The sequence below is a fragment of the Streptomyces sp. NPDC023838 genome (assembly GCF_040639555.1).
GTDB lineage: Bacteria > Actinomycetota > Actinomycetes > Streptomycetales > Streptomycetaceae > Streptomyces.
The window spans coordinates 123,694-148,530 of the sequence record NZ_JBFAAD010000003.1; the positions used below are offsets into that span (position 1 = coordinate 123,694).

Here is a 24,837-nt window from a genome sequence, read left to right on the forward strand (position 1 = left end):
GCGGTGCGGTGTGCGATTCCCTTACGCGAAAAGGCCGGTGGGCCGGGATCGATGTCCCGGCCCACCGGCCTTGCTCAGCCCTCCGCGCCGCTACTTCGCGGGCGCCGTCAGGTCGTAGAACGTGGCGCTGCCGACCGTCACCTTGGTGAAGGTCGCCGTCACCCAGCTGGTGATGGAGCTGCCACCGCTCGCGCCACCGGGGCCGCCCATCATGCCGCCGCCTCCGCCGATGAAGTAGTGGATCTTCCCCTCGGCCACGTACTTCTTGAACTGCGCGAGCGTGGGCGACGGGTCGCTGCCGTTGAAGCCGCCGATCGCCATGACCGGCTTCTCGGTGGCGAGTTGGTAGCTGGCCGCGTTCTGTGAGCCGACCGCCGCCGCGACCCAGGTGTAGCTGCCCGCGTCCGTCTTGAGCATCGCCTTCGCCTTGGCGCTGACCTGGGCGCCGTTGAGCAGGCCGCCCATGCCGCCGGGTCCGCCGCGTTCACCGGTGCCGCCGGGGAACGGGAACTGCCCGCCGCCGGGGAACTGGCCACCGGGAAGCTGGGGCGGTGCGCCGTTCCGGCCGCCCTGCGGGGCGCCGCCGGGCGGAACCATCCCGCCACCGCCCTGCGAGCCCTGGCCCTGACCCTGACCCTGAGCCTGGCCCTGGCCCTGGCCGAGTTGCCTGCCCGCGCCCCCCGGACCGCCGAACCGCCCGCCGCCAAGCCCCCGGGGCCCGCCCCCCATGGACGCCCCCGCCGGCCCCGCCGTGACGATCGAGCCCGTGTGGCCTGTCTGCAACGTGCTCATCGAGTACGCGAACGGCCCGGCCAGCGACGCCACCAGCCCCACCCCGGCCGCGCCGAGCGCCAGCCTGCGGTCCAGCCGTCCCACCAGGGCGAGCCCGGCGCCGGCGGCGAGGCCGCCCACCAGCACCGCCCACCGCAGCCACGGCAGATAGTCGGGCGTGCGGCCGAGCAGCACGTACGACCACCAGGCCGTCAGCGCCACCGACGCGCCCAGCGTCGCCGCCACCGCGATCCTGGTCCGCTCCTCCCACAGGACCGTCACGCCCATGCCGACCAGAGCGGCGACATAGGGCGCGAGGGCGACCGTGTAGTACTGGTGGAAGATCCCCGCCATGAAGCTGAAGATCCCCGCGGTCATCAGCAGCGCCCCGCCCCAGGCCAGGAACGCCGCCCGAGCCGTGTCGGTGCGCCTGCCCCGCCAGGTGATCACCAGGCCCGCGACGAGCAGCAGCAGCGCGGCCGGCAGCAGCCAGGAGATCTGGCTCCCCACCTCGGAGCCGAACATCCGGTCGAGGCCGGTCGTGCCCCAGCCACCGCCTCCCCGGCCGCCGCCTCCACCGCCTCCACCGCCGCCGCCCACGCTGCCGGTCTCGTCGCCGTTGATCCGGCCGAGGCCGTTGTAGCCGAAGGTCAGCTCCAGGAAGGAGTTGTTCTGCGAGCCGCCGATGTACGGGCGCGAGGACGCGGGCCACAGCTCCACGACCGCCACCCACCAGCCGCCGGACACCACCGTCGCCAGCCCGGAGAGGGCGAGCTGGCCGAGGCGTTTGCGTACGGTCGTGGGCGCGCACACCGCGTACAGCACGGCGAGGGGCGGCAGGATCAGGAACGCCTGAAGGGTCTTCGTCAGGAACGCGAAGCCGACGGCCACACCCGCCCACACCAGCCACTTCGTCCGCGCGCCCTCCAGCGCGCGCAGCACGCAGTAGACGATCACCGTCATCAGCAGGGCGAGCAGCGCGTCCGGGTTGTTGAAGCGGAACATCAGCGCGGCGACCGGGGTGAGCGCCAGCACCGCGCCCGCGATCAGGCCCGCCGCCGGGCTGAACCGGCGCCGTACGGCCGCGTACAGCACCGCCACCGTGCCCACCCCCATCAGCACCTCGGGCAGCAGGATCTGCCAGGAGCCTAGGCCGAAGAGCCGTACGGAGAGCGCCATCGGCCAGAGCGCCGCCGGGGGCTTGTCGACGGTGATGGCGTTCGCGGAGTCCAGCGAGCCGAAGAACATCGCCTTCCAGCTCTCGCCGCCCGCCTGGACGGCCGCCGAGTAGAAGGAGTTGGCGTAGCCGGAGGCGCTGAGGTTCCAGAGGTAGGCGAGGAGGGTGAGCAGGAGGAGACCGAGGAAGGCGGGGCGCACCCAGGCCGGGTCGTCGGTGCGGCCGCGCCACAGCCGGCCCGCCACGGCCTTGCTCCGGGCCGCGGCGGCCCGGCCGTGAGCGCCGCCCTGGTGCGCGCCGCCCTGGTCAGCACCGCCCTGGTGAGCACCGCCGTCATGCGCGCCGCCTTCGTGCGGGCCGGCCGGATACGAGGTCGTGGTCATCGGGTGGCGTCCTTCGGGTAAGTCGGGGAGGGGGCGCGGTCCGGGAAGACCCAGGCGCGGAAGAGCAGGAAGCGCAGCACGGTGGCCGCCAGGTTCGCCGCCACCAGGACCGTCACCTCGGTGGAGTGCGAGGGGTCGCCGTTCGCGGCGCCCAGGGCCGCGAGCGAGCCGCTGGTGAGGGCGAGCCCGATCGCGAAGACGACGAGCCCCTGTGCCTGGTGGCGCATCGCGCGGTCCCGTCCCCGTACGCCGAAGGTGAGCCTCCGGTTGGCGGCGGTGTTGGCGACGGCAGACACCAACAGGGCGGCGGCATTGGCCACTTGGGGACCCGTGCCGGACCGGAAGAGCGAGTAGAGGCCGAGGTAGAAGAGCGTGGAGAGCGCGCCGATCACGCAGAAGCCGACGAGCTGGCGGGCGAGCCCACCCGGTACGCCGCTGATCGCGCGGTCGCGCGGGTCGTCTCCGAACGGGCGCGCGAGCCGGTCCAGGGGGAGCGCGCCGACGGCGAGGGCGCGCCCGACCCGCCACACGCCCTTGAGGTCGTCGGTCGCCGTCCGCACGATGTGGACGGTCGAGTCCGGATCGTCGACCCAGTCCACCGGCACCTCGTGGATACGCAGCCCGGCCCGCTCGGCGAGCACCAGGAGCTCGGTGTCGAAGAACCAGCCGGTGTCCTCGACCATCGGCAGCAGCCGCTCGGCCACGTCCCGCCGTATCGCCTTGAACCCGCACTGCGCGTCCGAGAAGCGCGCCGCGAGCGACGACTTGAGGATCAGGTTGTACGCGCGCGAGATGAACTCCCGCTTGGGCCCGCGCACCACCCGCGAGGCCCGGCTGAGGCGGGAGCCGATCGCGAGGTCGGAGTGGCCCGAGATCAGCGGGGCGACCAGCGGGAGCAGCGCGTTCAGGTCGGTGGACAGGTCCACGTCCATATAGGCCAGCACCGGCGCGTCCGAGGCCGACCACACGGTCCGCAACGCCCGCCCGCGCCCCTTCTGTTCGAGCCGGACGTGGCGTACGCCCTCGATCTCGCGGACGAGGCGCGCCGCGACCTCGGGCGTACGGTCGGTGGAGGCGTTGTCGGCGACGGTGATCCGGAACGCGTACGGGAAGGTGCGCGCGAGGTGCTTCCGGAGCCGGCGCACGCACGGTTCCAGGTCCCGCTCCTCGTTGTAGACGGGGATCACCACGTCGAGTACGGGCCCGCCCGCCGCACCGACGGGCAGGTGCTCCCGTGCCGGCAGGGTGCCCACGGAGATGTCGGTTCGCATGCCACCGACCCTCGCGAGGGCCGCTGTCACACCTGTGTGGTGCGACTGTGGGCAGGCTGTGAGTGGGTGCGGTGGCCGGCCGTACGGGGCAGGTGGACGCTGAAGACCGTGCTGCCGGGGGCCGAGCGCACCGAGACGCGGCCGCCGTGCGCGGCCACCACCGCCTGCACGATGGCGAGCCCGAGCCCGGTCGAGCCGTGCGCCCGGGACCGGGAGGCGTCGCCGCGAGCGAACCGCTCGAAGACGTGCGGCAGGAGTGCGGGCGGGATGCCCGGACCGTCGTCCTCCACTTCGAGCACGGCCCACGCGCCCTGGCGCGCCACGCGCGCGGTGACGGTGGTGCCGGGGGGCGTGTGGGTCCGGGCGTTGCCGAGCAGATTGACGAGGACCTGGTGGAGGCGGGGCGCGTCGCCGAGGACGGTGACGGGGTCACCGGGCAGGCCGTCGGGCAGGTCGTCGGGCAGGTCGAGGGGCAGTTCGTGGGGCAGGCCCTCGGACAGATCGTCCGGCAGGTCGCGAGGCAGGCCGTCGGACAGGCCGTCGGACAGGCCGTCGGACGCTTCGCCGGACAGGTCGTCGGGCAGGTCGTCGGGCAGGTCGAGGCGCCAGACGTGCCCCTGCCCGGCCGCCCACGCGTCGCTCACCGCGTCCACGACCAACGGTGAGAGATCAGTGCTCTCATACGAGAGCGGGCGTCCGGCATCCAGCCGGGCGAGCAGCAGCAGATCCTCCACAAGCCCGGTCATCCGCTGGGCCTCCGCCTCGACGCGCCCGAGCGCGTGGCGGGTCGCGGGCCCGACCTCCTCCGTACCGCGCCGGGTGAGCTCCGCGTACCCGCGAATGGACGCGAGCGGGGTGCGCAGCTCATGGCTGGCGTCGGCGACGAACTGCCGTACGCGCGTCTCGCTCTCCTGCCGCGCGGCCAGCGCGGAGCCGACGTGCCCCAGCATCCGGTTGAGTGCCGCCCCGACCTGCCCGACCTCGGTACGGGGGTCGGCCTCGGCGTCCGGGACGCGTTCGTGCAGGGCCACCTCGCCGCTGTGGAGCGGCAGTTCGGAGACCCGGGTGGCGGTCGCGGCGACCCGGCGCAGCGGGCGCAGCGCGACGCCGACGATCGCGGCGCCCGCGATCCCGGCGGCCACCAGACCGGCGGCGGTCACCCACACGATGACGACGACCAGGTTGTTCACCGTCGACTCGACGTCCTTGAGCGGGAACCCGAGCACGACGGTCCCGTCCATCGACCAGACCGCCCGGTACGAGCCCAGGCCCGGCACCGAGAGGGTGTGCACCCGCACGTCCTTGGGCACCGAGCCGAGCGCGCGCACCTGCTCGGCGGTGAGCGTGGTGACGCTTGAGCGGGGCTCGCCCGGCTCGCCCCGGATGCTCCGGGCGCCGCTGACCAGCTGCCCGTCGGGCTCGGTGCGCGCCCCGACCGTGCCGAGCGGCTGCCCCGGCCCGGCCACGAACACCGGAGCTCCGGTCGCGAGGGAGGACGGCCCGGGGCTGCGCTGCGCGTGCTCCACGGCGGGGCGCAGCGAGTCGTCCAGCTGCCGCTGGAGGTTGGAGCGCATCCCGATGACCGTGACCGTACCGATCACGGCGGCGACGACGGCGATCAGCGCGACGGCGGAGACGACGAGCCGCGTCCGCAGCGTCCAGGGACGCCGCCCGGGTGCCGAGGGGCGGCGTCCGAGTGCCCGGGGGCGGCGTGCGAGTGCCGAGGGGCGGCGCCCAGGTGTCCAGGGGCGGCGCCCGGGTGCCCAGGGACGGCTTTCACTCACCGGGCTTGATGAGGTACCCGGCCCCACGCCGGGTGTGGATCATCGGCGACCGCCCCGCGTCGATCTTCCGCCGCAGATACGAGATGTACAGCTCCACCACGTTCGCCTGGCCGCCGAAGTCGTACGACCAGACCCGGTCGAGGATCTGCGCCTTGCTGAGCACCCGGCGCGGGTTGCGCATCAGATAGCGCAGCAGCTCGAACTCGGTCGCGGTGAGGTGGATGTTCACCCCGCCCCGGGTGACGTCGTGGCTGTCCTCGTCGAGCGTGAGGTCCCCGACGACGAGCAGCGACTCGCTCCGTACGGTCGCGCTGCCGGAGCGGCGGATGAGCCCGCGCAGCCGGGCCACGACCTCTTCCAGCGAGAACGGCTTGGTGACGTAGTCGTCGCCGCCGGCGGTGAGCCCCGCGATCCGGTCCTCGACTGCGTCCTTGGCGGTGAGGAACAGCACGGGCACGTCCGGGAGTTCGCGCCGCAGCCGTCCGAGCACGGCCAGCCCGTCCATGTCGGGCAGCATGATGTCGAGGATGACCGCGTCGGGCCGGAACTCCCGGGCGGCCCGCACCGCGCCGGCCCCGTCCCCGGCGCTGCGCACCTGCCACCCCTCGTAACGCAGCGCCATCGACAGCAGTTCGCTGAGCGCCGCCTCGTCGTCCACGACGAGCACCCTGACGGCGGTCCCGTCCGGCCTCAGCAATTCGGTGCGCCCCTGCGGGGAGGTGGTGGTCATGCTCACCACCCTGTGAGCGCCCCCTGAGAACGTCCTTGCGCGTTCCTGTGAATTTCCTGAGAAAGAGGCGGGCGGCGCCCGGTGGTCCGCCTATCGGTCAGCGGCCGGGGCTATCGGTTATCGGCCGGGGTCCGGGAGGCCGAAGAGCCGGGCGCCGTTCCCGTAACAGACGCCCCGCAGCCACCCGTCCCCCAGCCCCAGCCGTTCCAGCGCTTCGAGCTGGTGGAGATAGCCGTACGGGATGTTGGGGAAGTCCGACCCGAGCAGCACCCGGTCGCCCAGGTCGCGCAGCCGGGGCAGCGCGTCCGCCGGGAAGGGCGCGAGCCGCTCGCTGAAGTCCGTGAACGCCATGGTCGTGTCGAGCATGACCCCCTCGTACGCGTCGGCGAGCACCATGAATTCGGCGTACTCCGGCATCCCCATGTGCGCCACGACCAGCCGCAGCCGGGGGTGGCGGGCGAGCAGTCGGCCGATGGGCTCGGGTCCGGTGTGCTTGCCGGGCGCGGGCCCGGAGCCGCAGTGGACGACGACGGGCACCGCGGCCTCGGCGAGCGCGCCCCACACGGCGTCGAGGAGGGGGTCGTTGGGGTCGTAACCCCCCACCTGGACGTGCGCCTTGAAGACCCGCGCCCCGGCGTCGAGCGCCTCCTGGACGTACGCGCCCGCTCCGTCCTCCGGGAAGAACGTGGCGGTGTGCAGACAGCCGGGCGTCCGGCGCGCGAAGTCGACGGCCCACGCGTTGAGCCACCGCGCCATGTCCGCCTTGTGCGGGTACAGCATCGAGGTGAAGGCGCGCACGCCGAACTCGGCGAGCAGCTCGATGCGCCGCGCCTCCTCCTCGCGGTACGCGATGGGCCACTCCACCCCGGTGAGCGGCCCGGCCGCGTCGAAGTAGGCCCAGACCTTCTTCAGGACGCGGTCGGGCATGAAGTGCGTGTGCACGTCGACGAGGCCGGGGAGGCCGAGACGGGCGGAGAAGGCGCGGACGAGAGCGGCTTCGGCCGCGGCTCCGGCCCCGGCCTCAGCTGCGGCCTGAGCTCCGGTCTCGGCTCCAGCCTCGGCTCCGGCCTCAGCGGTCGACACGGTCACTGCCGCTGCCGCTGTCACTATCGCTGTCGCTGTTCTTCTGGAAGCTGTAGCTCCGCTCGACCTTGGCGACGTGGACGCTGTAGCTCTCGTACCACTCGGCGCGCCCCCGTCTCTGCGCGCTCTGGTGCTCCAGACGGGAGCGCCAGGTGGCGATGGCGTCCTCGTCGCGGAAGTACCCGACGGTGATGCCGAGGCCGCCCGGGGTGCGGGCGCTCTCGTACCCGAGGTAGCCCGGTATCTCCTCGACGAGCTTCGTCATGAGGTCGGCCGTCTCGCCGTACCCCTGGTCGCCTTCGGTACGCAGGGAGGTGAACACGACGGCGTAATAAGGCGGTTCGATACCGGCCACAAGGTGATCGCTCATGCGCCCCACCTTCCGGTGTCATCGGTCAACGTGTCCATACCCCTTACTCGAAGGGATCCAAAGGGGATCCAAGCCTTGACCAAAGGACCAAGGACCAAGGGCCGAGGGCCGAGAGCCAAGGGCCGAGGGCCGAGGGCCGAGAGCCAAGGGCCGAGGGCCGAGGGCCGAGAGCCAAGGGCCAGAGGGCTAGAGGGCTAGAGGCCCAAGAAACCGACGTGGCGCCTCTCCGGGGTCAAAAGAGCTGGTCCTGCACGTCAGGAGGGCGCAGTGGCCGAACGGGCGCGGTGATCCCCCCGCCAGGGGGCGCGGCGCCGAGCCCCCACCCGCTCATGAGCCGCGTGTCCAGGACGACATGCCGCTCCGCCACCTCCAGGTGGAGATCCGGTCCGGCGGCGGCCAGCACGCGCCCGCCGACGACCCCGTCGGGAGCCAGTTCCCTCACGACGCCCTGGGCGGGCCCGAACGCACCGAGCCCGAACAGCGCCCCGTGGTCGACGACCTGGCACGGCAAGGCCTCCAGTGCCTCGGGCCACCCCCCGAGCCCGACGGCCCGCGCGTGCAGCCCCCGTACCTCCTCACCTCGCTCACCGGGACCGGGAAGCGACGCCCGTACGAGACGCTTCTGTTCGTACGAGACACGATCGGGCACCCCCAGCGCGGCCCGCAGCAGCTCCTCGCACCGCCGGGCGGCCATCAGCGGCCCGCGCCCCAGCCAGGAGAAGCAGACGGCCCCCTGCTCCCTCAGCCGCGCCCCCTCGCGCTCCTCGGCGGTGATCCCGACCTTGACGAGCCCGGGCCCGAACCACGCCAGATAGACCCGGTAGGCCCGGGGGTCGTCGGGCACCCCGTCGGCGGCGACGGAATGCACCCGGTCGAGCCACGCACACTCGCCGCACCGCGCCTGCGAGCTCCCCCGCGCCACGGCCACGCTCCCGGGACAGGGATTCCCCCGGGCCCCCACACACGTCCGCTCCCCGACCACGCGGAACCCGACCTCACCCCCGAACGCGATCCGGCTGACCCGCCGCTCCCCGCCCGCCCCCACCCAGACGAGCTCGGCCGCACTCTCCCCCCACCGCAACCCACCACTGCGCCACACCCCAGCCATGTCTTCGACGGTAGCGGCCACCACTGACAACGGGGCTCGGCGCGGGGCGGGGGGGCCGTACGCGGGGTGGACGCGGGCATACGAGAAAGGCCCCCCGGATCTCTCCGGGGGGCCTTTCGGCTGTGCACTCGGCAGGATTCGAACCTGCAACCTTCTGATCCGTAGTCAGATGCTCTATCCGTTAAGCTACGAGTGCTTGTTGCGTTGCTTCCCGGTTTTTTTCTTCCCGGTCGGCGTTGCGGGAACAACATTACATGACCTGCGCCGTCACGCGAAATCCATTGCCCACACACCCTCTGACCTGCGAAAACGTCTCTATGTGAGCGAGAGCGGGGGAAGCGGCCGAGTGGCGGCGATGTGCCCCTAAGTGGGGAAATGTGACCGGGGTCACCCAAGGATGTGCCCCTCCGGGCGGCTCATGTGTCCGGGAACGGCCGAAGCGTGTCCGGGAACGGCCGAAGCCCCGGCCGTGGGGCCGGGGCTTCGGGTTCAGCTGGCGGAGGCGGAGGGATTTGAACCCTCGATGGGCTTTAAGACCCAAACCGCATTAGCAGTGCGGCGCCATAGACCGGACTAGGCGACGCCTCCAGCACAACCTCCCGCGTGCGCGAGTGGTGCGTGCAGATGATGACACAGCCTTGCTCCGCGTCACCAATCGCACCCCACGGTACTAGGCAGTCGGCCACCAGAGCAAAGCGTTAGGGGGCCCGTGATTTCCGGCCTCGCGGACCGCCTCGGGAGAGGGCTCCACACGCGAGGTCCGGGGCCGGGTCCGGGGTCGGCTCAGGGGCCGGGTCCGGGGCCGGCTCAGGGGCCGGCTCCGAGCCCATGCGCAACGCCCGGCCCCCCGGCGCGTTAGGCACGGCGAATCCGTTCACCCCGGCCGGACCCACCCCGTCCACCCCGTGGAGCCCCGCATGCTGCGTCGTCTCGTCGTCACCGCGCTCGCCACCACCGCCACGGCCGCCCTCGCCGCCTCGCCCACGGCCTTGGCTGCCTCCCCCCTGCCGCTGCCCCCGCTCCCCCTCCTCGACGGCGGCACCAGCAGCAGCCCCGATCACCTCACGGTCACCGTCACGCACAACGCGGAGACCGACGGCACATACGAGCTGGAGTGCCACCCGGCCGGGGGCAACCACCCGCAGATCCTGCAGGCGTGCGACCGGCTCGACCGGCTCACCACCAGGCGCGCCGACCTGTTCGCGCCCGTACCGCCGGACGCCAGGTGCACGATGATCTACGGCGGCGGCGCGACCGCCCGGGTCACCGGCACCTGGGCCGGGCGCCCCGTGGACACCACCTTCAGCCGGCGCAACGGATGCGAGATGGCGCGCTGGGACACGTTCGTGCCGCTCCTCCCCGGAGCCCGGTGAGCACCCCGTGAAGGTTCGGTGAGGGCTCGGACGGCCGGGCGGTGAGCACGCCGAGGGGGCGCCCGAAGCACGCGGCCCCGGCAGCGGGGCCGGATGCGCCCCACTCCGCCGGGGCAATCTCCCGGCATACGCCGTGGTCACAGAACATTGGTGAGAGCTCCCCCTCATCCGCCGTCGCGCGGACATCCCCTGCCTTTAGACTCCCTCCCAGTGACAGGCCGCAAGGTGCAGTGGTTCAGGGAGGAAGCGTCGTCGTGAGCAGCAGGCCATCCCGAGGCGCTGCTCGCCTCGCAGCCATACTTGACGCCCTTCCGGACGGGCTCGTCCTCGTCAACTGCAACGGCACGGTCGTCAACGCGAACACCATCGCCCTGGAGATGTTCGAGTCTCCGGGGACCGGGCTCGTGGGGCGGGGCGTGCTCGACCTGCTGCCCTCCTTCGACTCCAAGCTCATCCCGGGCTCGATGCGCCGCCCCGACACCGAGGACGAGCAGGGCCGCACCAAGCCCACCCGGATGGTGGCCCGGCGCACCGACGGCAGCGAGTTCCCCGTCGAGGTGACCAGCGCCAACCTGGAGGACGGACGCGACGCGTACGCCTCGCCCTCCTCCACGTACGGGGGCGGCGGCGCGCACTACTCCGGCGACGAGCTCCTGATGATCGTCGTCCGTGACCTCTCCGGCACCGTCGACACCGAGGCCGAGCTGGCCCGTTCGCAGCGGCAGACGGAGATGATCCTGCGCGCGGCGGCGGAGGGCGTCGTCGGCACCGACACCGAGGGCCGCGTCGTCCTGGTCAACCCGGCCGCCGCGCAGATCCTCGGCTACCGCGCCAGCGACCTCGGCGGCCAGGAGCTGCACCCGCTGGTGCTGCACTCGCGCGCCGACGGCGAGCCGTTCCCGTACGAGGGGAGCCCGCTCGCCGACACCCTGAAGTCCGGCCGAAAGCACCGGGTGCGCAACCAGGTGCTGTGGGCCAAGAGCGGCGCCGCCGTGCCCGTCGACCTGACGACCGCGCCCGTGCGGGACGGGGACCTGCTGGTCGGCGCGGTGATGACGTTCACCGACCGCCGCCCGTACGAGGACCAGGCGAAGAAGCACGCGGAGGTCCTGGAGCGCGAGACCTCCCGCTACGACGCGCTGGCCGCGCGCCACCAGCAGCTGCTGTCCGTGCTAGGCGGTTCGCTGCGCGGGCCGCTGGACGAGCTGCGGCGCGAGCTGTCCACGCTGGCGGCGGACGACGCGGGCCAGCTGTGGCCCGAGGCCAACCAGGTCCTGCACCATCTGGCCGCCGGCTACGCCCGGATGACCACCCTCGTCGACAACGTGCTGGCCTTCCAGCGGCTCGACTCCGGTACGGAGGAGCTGAAGAAGGCGAAGGTGCTGGTCGGGGCCGTGGTCGCGGCGGGCGTCGAGGGCGCCGTCGAGCTGATCGGGCCCGGCCGGGCCCAATTCGCCGTCCACGCGCCCCCGATCGAGGCCGAGATCGACCCCGTACGGCTCTCCACGGCGCTGGCGCACCTGGTGGCGGACGTCGCGGGCGTCGACGCCACGGGCAACGCGCCGGTCGCGGCGGGCGGCTACATGGACTCCACGGTCGTCGTCGCGGCCGCGGTGCGCGGCGAGGTCGTACGCATCGAGGTGCGCGGGCCGTACGCCGGGGGCGACCCCGTCCACGAGCCCATCGTCCGGGGCATCGTGCGTGCCCACGGCGGCGTGCTCCAGACGGTCGAGGTGCCGGGCATGAGCGGCAGCGCGTACGTCCTGGAGGTGCCGCTGGGGGAGGGCGCGGGCTCGGTGCCCGAGCCCGCCGCGGCCGAGGTCGCCGTGGTCACCGCCCCTCAGCAGCCGAACCAGACGACCGGCTCGGGCCGCCGCCGCGCCCGGCGGGCCTCCACGGACGCGTTCCTGGAGAGCCCCGTCGAGGAGGAGAAATCCCCGACGGGCCGCCGCCGCGCACACGTCCAGGAGGACGCGCCGACCGACCCGTCCGCCGCGTCCCCGGCGGCTCTTGAACGCATCCCCGCGCAGCAGACGGGCGAGGGCGGCGGGACGGGATCCGCTGCGGGCTCCGGTGCCGCTGGGAACTCCGGCGGTGCGCCAAGACCTGGCGGTGCGCCCGGTGCCGGTGCGGCCGGGGGCTCCGCCGGCGGTCACCCCTTCGGCCCCGGCGGCCCGTCCGGCGGAACTCCGAACGGCCCGGCCGCCGGCGTGCCGGGCCCCGAGGCCATGCCGGGCGGCGCGCACCCCTACGCCCCCGGCGCCGGACCCGCAGGCCCCATCGGCGGCCCCGGCGACGGGACTTCGGGCGGCCCGGGCGTCGGGCCCTCCGGCGACACCGGCGGCTCCTCGGGAACGGGTCGGCGGCGCGGTCGTCCGAGCCCCGCCGAGGACGCTGCCTCGCCCTCCGAGGGCGCGGTCGTCACCGCCGCCGAGAGCGCCCGCCAGCCCGGCGCGGGCCGGCCGGCCGCGCTGAGCGAGACCGTTCCGCCCCAGGGCATGGCGGCCGACCCGGCCGCCCCCTCGGGCCGCAGGGCCCGCCGCGCCCTGCCCGGCACCCCCGGCGAGGCGCGCACGGGTGACGCGCCTGCCGGTGACGCGCGCACCGCCGACGCGGAGCCCGGCGGCCGACGTGCCCGCAGGGCTCTCGCGGCCGCCCCTGAAGCCGAGGAGGGGGCCGTGCGCACGGCGTTCGCGCTCCCGCCCGCCGACGCCGACCGCCCGTCCAGGCCCGAGGGTTACCCCGCCACCGGCCCGGCTTCCGGCCCCGCTCCCTTCGAGCAGCCCTCGGCGACCGGTCCCGGCAGGCCCCTCGGGGTCCCGGGCGCCGCGCCCGGCCAGGGCACGGGAATCCCGGCGGACCCGAACCGCCCGGGCGTCCCCGACCCCCACCAGCCCCTCCCGGCCCCCTCGGCCCCGGCCCACCGCCCCTTGGCGAACGGCCCCGGCCAGAGTGGCGGTCCCTCCACTCCGGCGCACGGCCTTCCCTCCGCCGGTCCGGCCCCGGCCCACCGCCCGCTGGCGAACGGGCCCGCGCAGACGGCCCAGCCCGGTCAGCCCCGCCCGGCCACCCGCCGCGGGCACGCCGCCGTAAGCAACGAGGCCGCCGACGAGCACACGCCGCCGCAGCCGCATCCCGTCGAGCAGCCGCCCGCGTGGGCGGTCGGCGGTGCGGTTCCGGCGAACGGGCCGACCGGGCCGGAGACGGCGGGCGGCCCCGGCGCCGTACCGCAGCCCGCCCGCCAGCCGCTGCCCGCCGAGGCCGCCCCCATGCCCGACGACGCCTCCCAGGGCCGTTCCATCAGCGTGCGCACGCTCGGCCAGGGCGTGCCCTTCGCCCAGCAGACCTCCGGCACCACCTCCGGTTCGGGGCGGCGCCGCAAGCTCGGTACGCCCTCCGAGGGCGACCGCCCGGCCGGGACCGCCGAGGCCGAGCGCCCCGGCCCGTCCCCCACGTCGCTGCTCTCGCCCCCCTCGGAGGGTCAGGGACGCGCGTACGCCATAGGGGCGCCGGACGCGGGCGCCGAGGGCCCCGAGCCGCTGGACGGGCCCGGGGGCGCCGTCGAGGTCGCCAACCGGCCGCACCCGCAGCCCGTGGACGACGAGCTGCCGCCCGAGCCGCTCGACAACCCGCGCCGGCTGCTGGTGTGGCCCGCGCCCGACGTCTCCACCCAGCAGGCGCTGAGCGACCGCGGCTACCGACCCGTGGTGGTGCACTCCCGCGAGGAGGTGGACGCCCAGATCGCGGCGTTCCCCGCCGCGCTCTTCGTCGACCCGCTGACCGGGCCGATCACCCGTACCGCGCTCCAGTCACTGCGCCAGGCGGCCGTCGCCGCCGAGGTCCCGGTGCTGGTGACGGCCGGACTCGGCCAGGCGACCCGCGAGGCGGCGTACGGCGCCGACCCCGCCGTACTCCTCAAGGCCCTCGCCCCCCGCGACAGCGAGCAGCATCCGCCCCGGGTCCTGCTGATCGAGGAGCACGAGGAGATCGCCCTCGCCCTGACGGCCACCCTGGAGCGGCGCGGCATGCAGGTCGCCCGCGCCGCCACCGACACCGAGGCCGTGACGCTGGCGGGCCAGATGCGGCCGAACCTCGTCGTGATGGATCTGATGCAGGTACGCCGCCGCCGCGCCGGGATCGTGGACTGGCTGCGCGCGAACGGGCAGTTGAACCACACCCCGCTCGTCGTCTACACCTCAGCGGGCCTCAACCAGCCGGAGCTCCCCAAGCTGTCGGCGGGGGAGACGGTGCTGTTCCTGGCCGAACGCTCGACGAGCACCGAGGTCCAGGGCCGGATCGTCGACCTGCTCGCGAAGATCGGCACGAACTAGGAAGGGCCCGGGGGTGTTTCACGTGAAACACCCCCAGCCACGTTTCACGTGAAACAGGAGCACGTTCACGTTCCACGAGGGCCGGGGCACGTTTCACGTGAAACCGGGGCACGTTTCACGTGAAACATGCCCCGGCCCTCGTTCACACACTTGCCGCGCGCCGCAAGCCCGTCAGCGCAGCTCGGTGATGTCCAGCTCCCCGTCCGCGTACTGCTTGCGGATCACCTTCTTGTCGAACTTCCCCACGCTCGTCTTCGGCACCGACTCGACGATCGTCCACCGCTCCGGCAGCTGCCACTTCGCGACCGACCGGGCGAGGAAGTCCTTCAGGGCCGCGTAGTCGGCGGTGGCGCCCGGCTTCAGTACGACCGTGGCGAGCGGGCGCTCGCCCCACTTCTCGTCGGGGACCGCGACGACCGCGGCCTCGGCGACCTCGGGGTGGGCCATCAGCGCGTTCTCCAGGTCGACCGAGGAGATCCACTCCCCGCCCGACTTGATGACGTCCTTGGCACGGTCGGTGAGCGTCAGGTAGCCGTCGGGGCTGATCACACCGACGTCACCCGTCTTCAGCCAGCCGTCCTCGCTGAACTTGTCGGCCGGGCGGAAGTCCTCGCCGCCCGCACCGCCGTAGTACGCGCCCGCGATCCAGGTGCCCCGGACCTCCAGCTCGCCCGCCGACTCGTTGTCCCAGGGCAGGAGTTCCCCGCCGGGGCCGGTCAGCCGCGCCTCGACGCCCGCCGGGAAGCGGCCCTGGGTGATCCGGTACGGCCACTCCTCCTCGGCCGACAGACCGGCCGGAGGGTTGGCCATGGTGCCCAGCGGCGACGTCTCCGTCATGCCCCACGCGTGGCAGAGCCGGACGCCCAGCTTGTCGTAGGCCTCCATCAGCGAGGGCGGACAGGCCGCGCCGCCGATGGTGACCGTCTCCATCGAGGAGATGTCGCGGGGGCGCGCGGTGACCTCGGCGAGCAGCCCCTGCCAGATGGTCGGCACGGCGGCGGCGTGCGTGGGCCTCTCGCGCTCGATCATCTCGGCGAGCGGCGCGGGCTGCAGGAAGCGGTCCGGCATCAGCATGTTGATGCCGGTCATGAAGGTCGCGTGCGGCAGCCCCCAGGCGTTCACATGGAACTGCGGCACCACGACCAGGGTCGTGTCCCTGGCGGTGAGCCCCATCGACTCGGCCATGTTGACCTGCATCGAGTGCAGATAGACCGAACGGTGCGAGTAGACGACGCCCTTGGGGTCGCCCGTCGTGCCGGAGGTGTAGCACATGGCGGCGGCCGTGCGCTCGTCCAGCTGCGGCCAGTCGTACGAGGTCGGGCGGCCCGCCAGCAGCTCCTCGTACTCGTACACCTGCGGCCCCGCGCCGTCGATGTCGTCCAGCAGCGAACGGTCCCCGGGCCCGGAGACCACGATGTGCTCGACGGTCGGCAGATGCGGCAGCAGCGGGGCGAGCAGCGGCAGCAGCGAACCGTTGACGATGATCACCCGGTCGGCCGCGTGGTTGACGATCCAGATCAGCTGCTCGGCCGGGAGCCGCAGGTTCAGCGTGTGCAGCACCGCGCCCATGGACGGGATCGCCAGATACGCCTCGACGTGCTCGGCGTTGTTCCACATCAGGGTGGCGGTCGCCTGCCCGTCCTCGACCCCCAGTTCGCGCAGGGCGTGGGCCAGCTGCGCGGCCCGGCCGCCGATCTCGGCGAAGCTGCGGCGCCGTGGCTCCGCCTCGCCGGTCCAGGTCGTGACCTGCGACTTGCCGTGGATCGTGGACCCGTGGGTCAGGATCCGCGAGATCAGCAGCGGTACGTCCTGCATGGTGCTCAGCACGGCGGCCTCCCGGTGGGCGCTACGGTGCGCCACATGGCGATAGGGGTGTGCCGATTCTGCTCACGTACCGCGCGGTATGTCACTACCCGGAGGTAATGATTCACCCACGAGACCAAGGTCACGCGGTGTGCGGCCGCCCCCTGCGCCCGCTATCGGCCGACCGCGCTCCGGTCAGCGGACGGGGGCGAGCTCCGGGTCCTCGCGGAGTTTGCCGAGCGCCCGGGAGACCGCGCTCTTCACCGTGCCGACGGAGACCCCCAGCACCTCGGCGGTCTGCGCCTCGCTGAGGTCCTCGTAGTACCGCAGCACCACCATCGCCCGCTGGCGGTCCGGCAGCTTCATCACGGCGCGCCACATCGCGTCGTGCAGGACCTGCTGGTCGGCCGGATCCGGCTCGGGCACGGTCTCCGGCTCGGGCAGCTCGTCGCAGGCGAACTCGTCCACCTTGCGCTTGCGCCACTGCGAGGTCCGGGTGTTGAGGAGCGCACGGCGCACATAGCCGTCGAGGGCGCGGTGGTCCTCTATGCGGTCCCAGGCGACGTACGTCTTGGTGAGGGCCGTCTGCAGCAGGTCCTCGGCGTCGCTCGGGTTCGCGGTCAGCGAGCGTGCGGTGCGCAGCAGCACGGGGCCTCGGGCCCTCATGTACGAGGCGAACGACGGGTACGGCGTCGCCGCCCGGGAGGCGCTGTTGCAGACAGGCGTGGTCATACCTCCACGCTAGGAGCGCCCGCTACGCCACGGATCGGCCCCAGGTCGCGAAGCGGGGTCCCTCTCAGGTTGTACGGGTAGGGGTGGCTGCACCTCCTGAAGGTGGAGGACGCACCGGGGCTCCTCAGGGTTCGAACCGCGCGACCGGCGCGTCCACCGTGTTCCGGTCCACCACGAGCCGACGCCCGCCGTGCGTCTCGGCCACGTTCCCCGCGTACTGGTGGATACGCCGGTGCGGCCGCCAGGCGTCCGCGTGCAGGGTCGGTTCCCCGTACAGCGTCGGCCCCGAGCCCCAGCGCGCGAACCACATCACCGACGGCAGGTCGGCCTGCCCGGCCCGTCTGGCCTGCTCCATGTGCCACACGCCCGACGCGGCGCTGCTGTAGAACCCGGGCAGAAAGCCCCGGCCGCGCACCTCGCGGTTCCAGGCCCGGACGAACGCCAGCGTCGTCCGGGCGCACCCCGCGTTGTTCGCGTCGTACGCCTCCATGTCCAGGTAGAGCGCGCTGCCCTGCTGAATGCCCAGCTTCTCGGCCGCCTCGGCCGCCTGCCTCCCTTCGGTCCGGCCCTGGGTCGCCGACTTGCTGCCCATCCGCACCTTCCGCTTCGCCTCCGACCGTACGCACGGCGACTGCGAGCCGACGAAGATCGGCAGCACTCGCCAGCCCATCTCGTCCACACTCGCCAGCCAGCTCCGGCTGAGGTGCTGCTGGTCCGGGCAGCCGCGCCCGCGCCCCGCGAAGTAGACGCCGACACCTCGGTACGACGAGGACTTCCAAGCCTTCATCGTCGCCAGCGGTGGCGCCTCGCAGGTGTCGAACGCCGCCCCCTTGAAGTGCACGGCCCGCGCCAGCACCGCCGGACTGTCCACCGTGTCCGCCGGAGCGACGACGGCGTCCGGGGCGGCGACGTCCGGAGTGACGGCATCCGGAGCGGCGACGTCCGGAGCGGCGACCTCTGGAGCGACAGTGATAGCGGCCTCAGCGTTGTCGCTCGCGCTGACGTTGGCGCTGGCGTTGGCGTCGGCGTGGGCGTCGGCGTGGGCGTCGGCGCTGACGTTGGCATTGGCATTGGCGCTGGCGCTGGCGCTGGCGTCGGCGTCGGCGCTGACGTTGGCGTTGGGGTCGGCGTTGGCGTTGGCGTTGGCGTCGGCATCCGAGGTGGGCTCCGGCGAGGCGGTGGCGGCCGGGCCGTCGGGCGTGGGTGTGGCCGACGCGGGCGGGCTCAGCGTGAGCAGAGCGGCGAGCGTGGTGGCCACGGCCAGCGGTGGCGTGACGATGCCCAGGTACCAGGGCCGGATCGATGTAAGGCTGCGCATACGGTGAGTGAAAGGCCGTCAGGTGCCGTGGGCCACCGCACACCCGCCCGCCTCAGCCGTCCGTGGACAGGATCATCCTTCCGTGTACGGAGGTTCAGCCGTCCGCGTGCCGCACCCCTCCGTCCCGCCCGTCCCGCCCGTCCCGCCCGTCCCGCCCGCCATGCTCAGCCCGCCCTCCCCAATCCGTGTTCAGCCCTCCGCGCTCAGCACGAGCCCCGATGTCGGAACGCCCGTGCCTGCCGTCACCAGCACCCGTCCAGCGCCCGGTATCTGATTGACCGACAGGCCCCTGACCTGCCGGACCGCCTCCGCTATCCCGTTCATCCCGTGCAGATACGCCTCCCCCAGCTGCCCGCCATGGGTGTTCAGCGGCAACGCGTCCGCCGCCACAAAATCCGCCGCCTCCCCCGGCCCGCAGAACCCGAACTCCTCCAGCTGCATCAGCACGAACGGAGTGAAGTGGTCGTACAGGATCGCCACATCGATCTCGGCCGGTGTGAGCCCGGACGTCTGCCAGAGCTGGCGTGCGACCACCCCCATCTCGGGCAGTCCTGTCAGACCGTCCCGGTAGAAACTCGTCATCCCCTCCTGTCTGCGGCCCGCCCCCTGCGCGGCCGCGGTGATCACTGCGGGCGGGCGGCGCAGGTCCCGGGCCCGCTCGGCCGTCGTGACGACGATCGCCTGGCCGCCGTCCGTCTCCTGGCAGCAGTCCAGGAGCCGCAGCGGCTCCACGATCCGCCGCGAGGCGGCGTGATCGGCGAGCGTGATCGGCCTGCCGTAGAAGTACGCCGCCGGGTTGGTCGCCGCATGGCGCCGGTCGACGACCGCCACGTGCCCGAACGCCTCGGGCATCAGCCCGTACGCGTGCAGATAGCGCTGGGCGGCCATGGCGACCCAGGAGGCCGGGGTGAGCAGCCCGAACGGCAGGGACCAGCCGAGCGCGGCCCCCTCGGCGGACGGCTCCCGCTGCTGCACCCCGGACCCGAACCGCCGCCCCGAGCGCTCGTTGAACGCCCGGTAGCAGACGACCACTTCGGCCACGCCCGAGGCCACCGCCAGCGCGGCCTGCTGGACGGTCGCGCACGCTGCTCCGCCGCCGTAGTGGATCCGCGAGAAGAACGACAGCTCGCCGATGCCGGCCGCCTGCGCCACCGTGATCTCGGGACTGGTGTCCATGGTGAACGTGACCATGCCGTCGACGTCGTCGGGGCTGAGCCCGGCGTCGTCGAGCGCGGCGCGCACCGCCTCCACGGCGAGCTTCAGCTCACTGCGGCCCGAGTCCTTGGAGAACTCGGTGGCCCCTATCCCGACGATCGCCGCCTTACCGCCGAGCGAGTCGGCCCGCCGGACGCTCATACCGCCACCTCCCCGGCACCACTCGCCCCGGCCCGGGGGAGCGCGACCGTCACGGTCCCGGTGACGTGGTGGCCCAGCGAGTTCGCCCCCACCACCCGCACCTCGGCCGTGCCCGCCTCGACCCTGGTGACCGTGCCCGTCAGCGTCATCGTGTCGCCGGGGTGGTTGGGTGCCCCCAGCCGTATCCGCACCGCGCGCAGCCGTGCCTCGGGGCCGAAGTGGTCGGTGATGTATCGCCCGACAAGGCCGTTGGTGGTCAGGATGTTCATGAAGATGTCGGGGGACCCCTTCTCCTGGGCGAGCACCGCGTCGTGGTGCACGTCCTGGTAGTCGCGGGAGGCCACGGCCCCGGCGACGATCAGCGTCCGGGTGACCGGGATCTCCAGCGGGGGCAGCTCGTCGCCCGCCTTCATGCCGCGCCCTCCTCTCCGTGCCGTCCGTTCACGACACCTGCCTCTTGGCTCGCGACACCTGCCTCTTCGCTCGCAACTCCCGTCGCGCCCTCTCCATCGACGATCAACCCGCCCAGCTCCTCCAGCAGTTCGGCGCCGCACCCCAGGTAGGCGTCGATCTGCCGTCCCCAGAGGAAGTGCCGGTGCACCGGGTGCTCCAGGTCGGCGCCGAGCCCGCCGTGCAGGTGCTGGCCCGTGTGGACGACCCTTCTGCCCGCCTCGGACGCCCACCAGGCCGCCGTCAGCGCGTGCGTGCGGTACGGCAGCGCCTGGTCTCGCCGCCATGCCGCCTCGTACGAGGTCACCCGTATCGCCTCGGTCTCCATGTACGCGTCGGCCGCCCTCAGCAGGACCGCCTGGTTGGTCGAGAGCGGCCGCCCGAACTGCTCCCGGGTGTTGGTGTGCTCCACGGCCCGGGCCAGCGACCCCGCGCACACTCCCGTCTGCAGTCCGGCGAAGGCGGTGCGGGCGGTCGCCAGCACGTCCTCGTACGCACCCGGCCCGGGTCCGCCGACCCGCTCGGCCCGCGCCCCCGAGAGCGTGAGCCGACCGGCCGACCAGGGCGCGGTGGTCTCGACCGGCTCCGCCCTGGCCCCGGGCGCTCCCGTCCGTATCCACCACAGCGCCCGGTCCTCGTCCGGCACCAGAACGTGCGTGGCGTCCCGCAGCCAGGGGACCACCGGCACCACTCCGGTCAGCTCCCCCATCGGCTCCCCGGCCGGCCCGCCGTCCGTCGAGGCCCGTACGCCGCCGTCCGTCGAGACCCGTACGCCGCCGTCCGTCGAGACCCGTACGCCGCCGCGCGCGGGGAACGCGCCGGTCGCCACAGCGGTGCCGTCCCGCAGGGCCGGGAGCAGCCGGGCGCGTTGTTCCCCGGAGCCGTGGGACGTCAGCGCCAGGACTCCGTAGACGCAGCTCGCCGCGAACGGCACCTGGGCGGTGGTCCGGCCCTGCTCCTCCAGGGCAAGGACCAGCCCGAGCAGGCCCGTCTCCTCGACGGCCGCGGGCAGCCCCGCGCCACACAGGGCCTTCCACAGCTCGGTGTCCGTCCCCGTCCCGGCGGCGGTGAGACGCTCATGGGTGGACAGGTCGCCGAAGATCTCCCCGGCCAGCTCGCGGACGGCCGACTGTTCCTCGGTGGGGGTGAAGTCCATCAGCCACCTTCACCCCCTCGGAACACCGGCAGCTCCAACTCCTCGTCCACCCGCAGGAATTCAAGCCGCACGGGCATCCCGATCCGCACCTTGTCGTACGGGACCCCCACCACGTTGCTGATCATGCGCACGCCTTCGGCCAGCTCGATCAGCCCCACCGCGTACGGCCCGGCCCCGTCGCCGTCGGGGTCGGCGCCGGGGGCGGGGCCGGTGACGGTGCCGGGGCTGGGGCCGGTGACGGGGCTGGGGCCGGTGCCCCCACCCGCATCGGTGGTGTCGGGCATGGCGAACCCCGGGAACCGGGGGTGATGCATCACGACGTACGAGAACACCGTCCCGGCGCCGCTCGCCTCCACCGTGTCCCACTCGGCCGCCCCGCAACCGTTGCACCCCGGCAGCCACGGGAAGCGCAGCTCACCGCAGCCGGTACAGCGCTGGATCAGCAGCTTGTGCGCGGCGACGCCGTCCCAGAATCCGGCGTTGTCCCGGTTGACGACCGGTCTCGGCCGTCGACCCCGCGGTTTACGGCGCGCCGGGGCGTACTTGAGGATCCGGAAGCGGTGCGTGCCCGCGAGCTCGCCGTTCGCCCGCACGTCCATCCGCGTGGTGATGAAGTGGCCCGTGCCCAGCTTGGTGGTCTTCCGCTCCGAGACCGTCTCGATCACGGCGTCATAGGTGATCCGATCGCCCGGACGCAGCTCCCGTACGTACTCCTGCTCGCAGTCGGTCGCGACCACCGACGTGAAACCGGCTCCGTCGAGCAGCGCGAACAGTTCGTCGTGGGCGCCGGAGCGGTCCGCGTGCCCCGAGAGGCCGCCCATCGTCCAGGCCTGGAGCATGGTCGGCGGTGCGATCGCGTCCGGCCCCTGATAGGCCGGGTTGGTGTCGCCCATGGCCTCGCACCAGTGCCTGATCATCGCCTCGTTGACCAGGTCCTTGCCGACGCCCTCACTCGCCGCCGACCTCCCCTCGTACGCCTTCAGGCGCCCGTACAGCCCGCCCGGGTCCGGGCGCGCGGACGGATCCTCGACACGTGTGGACGGCCCCTCCCGGCTTGTGGGCCGCCCCTCCCGGCCCGTGTGCCGCCCCTCCCGGCCTGTGGGCCGCCCCTCCGGGCGCGTGGAGTGCCCCTCCCGGCCCGCGGACTGCCCCTCCGAGCCCGCAGACCGCCCCGCCGGGCGCGAGGACGGAATCCCCCGGCCCGTGGACTGCCCCTCCAAGCTCGCAGACCGTCCCTCCGAGCGCGCGGAGGACGGAATCCCCCGGCGCGCGGGCGGCCCCTCCGGGAGCACGGGCTGGGCCTCCGGGCGTGCGGACAGCCCCTCCCCGGACACGTTCTCGCTCACCTACCTCCGCCCCCTCTTCATCCCGAGCCGCATCGTCGCGACGATCTCCCGCTGCACCTCGCTCACCCCGCCCCCGAACGTGTTGATCTGTGCCGCCCTGTTCATCCGCTCCAGCTCCCCGTCCCCCACGGCACCCGGCGACCCCCGCCGCACCAGCGCCGCTTCCCCCGCGATCTCCTGGCACATGCGATACGCCTCGACGGCCGATTCAGTTCCCATGAACTTCACGCCGCTCGCGTCGCCGGGGGCCGGCGAACCCGCCCCCACATCCCCCACCAAACGCCAGTTGAGCAGGCGATTCGCGGCCAGCCGGGCATGCGTCTCGGCGATCCTGGAACGCACCCAGGACTCGTCAACCCTGCGCCGCCCGGTCACCGGATCGGGGATACGGGCACGGGCGAGCGCCGACTCGTAGAACTCCTCGGCCTGCATGCCGATCGCGGCGAGCGCGACCCGCTCGTGGTTGAGCTGGTTGGTGATCAGCCCCCATCCGCCGTTCTCCTCGCCGACCAGGTTCCCGGCCGGGACGCGGATCCCGTCGTAGTACGTGGCCGTCGTGGTCAGACCGCCCACGGTGCGGATCGGCGTCCACGAGAAGCCCGGCGCCCCGGTCGGGACCAGGATGATCGAGATGCCCCGGTGCTGGGGCGCCGCCGGGTCCGTACGGCAGGCGAGCCAGATCCAGTCGGCGTTCTGGGCGTTGGAGGTGAAGATCTTCTGGCCGTCGATCAGCCAGTCCCCACCGTCCCGTACGGCCCGGGTCCGCAGCGAGGCGAGATCGGTTCCGGCCTCCGGCTCGCTGTAGCCGATGGCGAAGACGAGGTCGCCGGCGAGGATCCGGGGCAGGAAGTACGCCTTCTGCTCCTCGGTCCCGTACCGCATCAGGGTCGGCCCGACCGTGTTCAGCGTGACCATCGAGACGGGGGCGCCCGCGCGGTACGCCTCGTCGAAGAAGACGAACTGCTCGTCGGGGCCGCGTCCCTGGCCGCCGTACTCGACGGGCCAACCGAGCCCCAGCATCCCGTCGGCGCCGATGCGCCGGAGCAAGGCGCGTTGCGCTGCCGGATCGCTGCGTTCCGGGTCACCGACCTCCGAGCCCCCGCGCTCGGGGCCCGTGCTCCCGGGACCCGTGCTCCCGGGACCCCCGCTCTCCGAATCGCCGCCCTGCGGGTCGAGGTCGGGCGGATCGCCGTCAAGCGAGGCGCCCGCGCCTCGCGGGATCAACGCACGGAAGTACGCGCGAAGTTCCGCACGCAGGCGCTGCTGGCGTTCGGTCGGGGCGAGGTGCACGGCGGCGGCCTCCGGAGTCCGGACGTACGGCGACGGAATCGGGTGGGGGTTCGGGGGAGGGTGCGGGGCCGGGGGAAGGTGCGGGGTCGGGGCGATGTCGGGTCGGCTCGGGGTCGGCTCGGCTCGGCTCGGCTCGGCTCGGCTCGACTCGGAGCCAGGGTCGGGGCCGAGGACGGGGCCGAGGACGGGGTCGGGGTCGGGGTCGGGGTCGGGATCAGATTTCTGACTGTCCGTCAGGTATGGCTCCGCTGTCAATGCCCCTGCCCGCCCAGCCACGCCCGCGCCCACGCCCGAGGCCCGGGGCCCCACGCCCGAGGCCCCCGAACACGCAACCGCCCGGGTGGCCGCGCCGCAGCGCCGCCACCCGGGCAGTCGTTCACCCCATTGACCCCACTGACCCCGGCCCCGAGAGGCCCCGGCTCACCAGAGGTTCGTGAAGTTGACGGAGACGTTGTCCTGACGGATCGCCGTGAAGGCGGAGCCGTTCACCTGGGCGGTGTTGCTCTGATTCGAGGCTCGCGACCCCACCGCCTGCTGCTGCGTGGTGGACGAGTTGCCGCTGTTGTCGTGCCCGACGCCGCTCCCGTTGACGGTCGCCACGGCCGCGTTCGATCCGTGGTCCGCGAAGGAGCCGTTGTCCGCGGTGGCCACCCCCGTGAAGAGCCCCACGGCGAGAGGCAGAGCGGCAACGGCGGCGATGACGCGGGCGGTACGGATGCTTGCCATGTCTATTCCTCCAGGAACCAGAAGTACGGCTTGCCCCAGGGAAGTTGGCCGACCGCCCCGGACTCTGTTGCGACGTCGCGAGATCAGAGTTGCCCACCGAATCCCCGACGAACCAGCCCAGTCGGCACGTTTCGCCCGCAAGCGTGATGACATGTCGATAAACCCCCAAGACACTTCCAAAACCCCAGAACCCCTCTGCCGACCCAGGCGCACCGCGCCGCACACCGGCCCCTGGGGGAGAAGAAGCGTTTCGGCACATTTTCGGCCAATCTTCCGCGC

At 73.2% G+C, this 24,837-nt stretch carries 18 protein-coding genes and 2 tRNA genes; 2 read left to right on the forward strand and 18 right to left on the reverse strand.

The genetic code is table 11. The features are described from left to right. Window positions 1–90 precede the first annotated feature (90 nt). The 9 genes from AB0G17_RS04875 to AB0G17_RS04915 form a co-directional block, all read right to left on the reverse strand. Window positions 91–2,331, reverse strand: a complete 2,241-nt coding sequence (locus AB0G17_RS04875) for a glycosyltransferase family 39 protein (protein WP_361375550.1) — start codon at window positions 2,329–2,331, stop codon at window positions 91–93. Further along, window positions 2,328–3,602 (reverse strand): bifunctional glycosyltransferase family 2/GtrA family protein, encoded by a 1,275-nt coding sequence (locus AB0G17_RS04880; RefSeq protein ID WP_361375553.1) that lies wholly within the window; start codon window positions 3,600–3,602, stop codon window positions 2,328–2,330. Before AB0G17_RS04880 ends, AB0G17_RS04875 begins: the two co-directional genes overlap by 4 nt. 26 nt (window positions 3,603–3,628) lie before the next feature. Then, window positions 3,629–5,257: a HAMP domain-containing sensor histidine kinase gene (locus AB0G17_RS04885; protein WP_361376269.1), complete on the reverse strand. Its 1,629-nt coding sequence runs from the start codon at window positions 5,255–5,257 to the stop codon at window positions 3,629–3,631. A gap of 121 nt (window positions 5,258–5,378) precedes the next feature. After that, complete coding sequence (locus AB0G17_RS04890; protein WP_361375556.1) at window positions 5,379–6,116, reverse strand: response regulator transcription factor; 738 nt, start codon at window positions 6,114–6,116, stop codon at window positions 5,379–5,381. Window positions 6,117–6,233: 117 nt separating this feature from the next. After that, complete coding sequence (locus AB0G17_RS04895; RefSeq protein ID WP_361375559.1) at window positions 6,234–7,199, reverse strand: amidohydrolase family protein; 966 nt, start codon at window positions 7,197–7,199, stop codon at window positions 6,234–6,236. After that, entirely contained in the window at window positions 7,186–7,569 is a 384-nt protein-coding gene (locus AB0G17_RS04900) for an antibiotic biosynthesis monooxygenase (protein WP_361375562.1), read from the reverse strand. The genes AB0G17_RS04895 and AB0G17_RS04900 overlap by 14 nt, the downstream gene beginning before the upstream one ends. Before the next feature lie 232 nt (window positions 7,570–7,801). Next, window positions 7,802–8,677 (reverse strand): DUF2797 domain-containing protein, encoded by an 876-nt coding sequence (locus tag AB0G17_RS04905; protein ID WP_361375565.1) that lies wholly within the window; start codon window positions 8,675–8,677, stop codon window positions 7,802–7,804. 123 nt (window positions 8,678–8,800) lie between these two features. Beyond that, window positions 8,801–8,873 (reverse strand) — tRNA-Arg (locus tag AB0G17_RS04910). A gap of 298 nt (window positions 8,874–9,171) precedes the next feature. After that, a tRNA-Ser gene (locus tag AB0G17_RS04915) sits at window positions 9,172–9,265 on the reverse strand. A 329-nt stretch (window positions 9,266–9,594) separates the two neighbouring features. On the opposite strand from AB0G17_RS04915, the gene AB0G17_RS04920 reads away from it, so the two are divergent. Both AB0G17_RS04920 and AB0G17_RS04925 read left to right on the forward strand, forming a co-directional pair. Continuing rightward, the gene (locus AB0G17_RS04920) at window positions 9,595–10,050 is read left to right on the forward strand and encodes an SSI family serine proteinase inhibitor (protein ID WP_361375568.1); all 456 of its coding nucleotides are present in this window, start codon (window positions 9,595–9,597) and stop codon (window positions 10,048–10,050) included. Between the two features lie 254 nt (window positions 10,051–10,304). After that, window positions 10,305–14,381: a PAS domain S-box protein gene (locus AB0G17_RS04925; RefSeq protein WP_361375571.1), complete on the forward strand. Its 4,077-nt coding sequence runs from the start codon at window positions 10,305–10,307 to the stop codon at window positions 14,379–14,381. 171 nt (window positions 14,382–14,552) lie between these two features. On the opposite strand, the gene AB0G17_RS04930 is transcribed toward AB0G17_RS04925, so the two are convergent. The 9 genes from AB0G17_RS04930 to AB0G17_RS04970 form a co-directional block, all read right to left on the reverse strand. Next, window positions 14,553–16,208 carry a long-chain fatty acid--CoA ligase gene (locus AB0G17_RS04930; protein ID WP_361375574.1) on the reverse strand — a complete coding sequence of 552 codons (1,656 nt, stop codon included), beginning with the start codon at window positions 16,206–16,208 and terminating at the stop codon, window positions 14,553–14,555. A 171-nt stretch (window positions 16,209–16,379) separates the two neighbouring features. Beyond that, window positions 16,380–16,916: a SigE family RNA polymerase sigma factor gene (locus tag AB0G17_RS04935; protein WP_101389237.1), complete on the reverse strand. Its 537-nt coding sequence runs from the start codon at window positions 16,914–16,916 to the stop codon at window positions 16,380–16,382. A gap of 124 nt (window positions 16,917–17,040) precedes the next feature. Continuing rightward, window positions 17,041–18,234, reverse strand: coding sequence for a DUF1906 domain-containing protein (locus tag AB0G17_RS04940; protein ID WP_361375578.1), 1,194 nt, complete (start codon window positions 18,232–18,234; stop codon window positions 17,041–17,043). Window positions 18,235–18,423: 189 nt separating this feature from the next. Next, the gene (locus AB0G17_RS04945) at window positions 18,424–19,590 is read right to left on the reverse strand and encodes a lipid-transfer protein (protein ID WP_361375581.1); all 1,167 of its coding nucleotides are present in this window, start codon (window positions 19,588–19,590) and stop codon (window positions 18,424–18,426) included. Then, the gene (locus AB0G17_RS04950) at window positions 19,587–20,003 is read right to left on the reverse strand and encodes a MaoC family dehydratase (RefSeq protein WP_361375584.1); all 417 of its coding nucleotides are present in this window, start codon (window positions 20,001–20,003) and stop codon (window positions 19,587–19,589) included. The genes AB0G17_RS04945 and AB0G17_RS04950 overlap by 4 nt, the downstream gene beginning before the upstream one ends. Further along, window positions 20,000–21,196 carry an acyl-CoA dehydrogenase family protein gene (locus AB0G17_RS04955; protein ID WP_361375587.1) on the reverse strand — a complete coding sequence of 399 codons (1,197 nt, stop codon included), beginning with the start codon at window positions 21,194–21,196 and terminating at the stop codon, window positions 20,000–20,002. Before AB0G17_RS04955 ends, AB0G17_RS04950 begins: the two co-directional genes overlap by 4 nt. Beyond that, complete coding sequence (locus AB0G17_RS04960; protein WP_361376272.1) at window positions 21,196–22,191, reverse strand: OB-fold domain-containing protein; 996 nt, start codon at window positions 22,189–22,191, stop codon at window positions 21,196–21,198. Before AB0G17_RS04960 ends, AB0G17_RS04955 begins: the two co-directional genes overlap by 1 nt. 351 nt (window positions 22,192–22,542) lie before the next feature. Continuing rightward, window positions 22,543–23,832 (reverse strand): acyl-CoA dehydrogenase family protein, encoded by a 1,290-nt coding sequence (locus tag AB0G17_RS04965; protein ID WP_361375590.1) that lies wholly within the window; start codon window positions 23,830–23,832, stop codon window positions 22,543–22,545. A 420-nt stretch (window positions 23,833–24,252) separates the two neighbouring features. Continuing rightward, a complete protein-coding gene (locus AB0G17_RS04970; RefSeq protein WP_361375593.1) occupies window positions 24,253–24,558 on the reverse strand; it encodes a hypothetical protein in 306 nt (101 codons plus the stop codon). Window positions 24,559–24,837 lie beyond the last annotated feature (279 nt).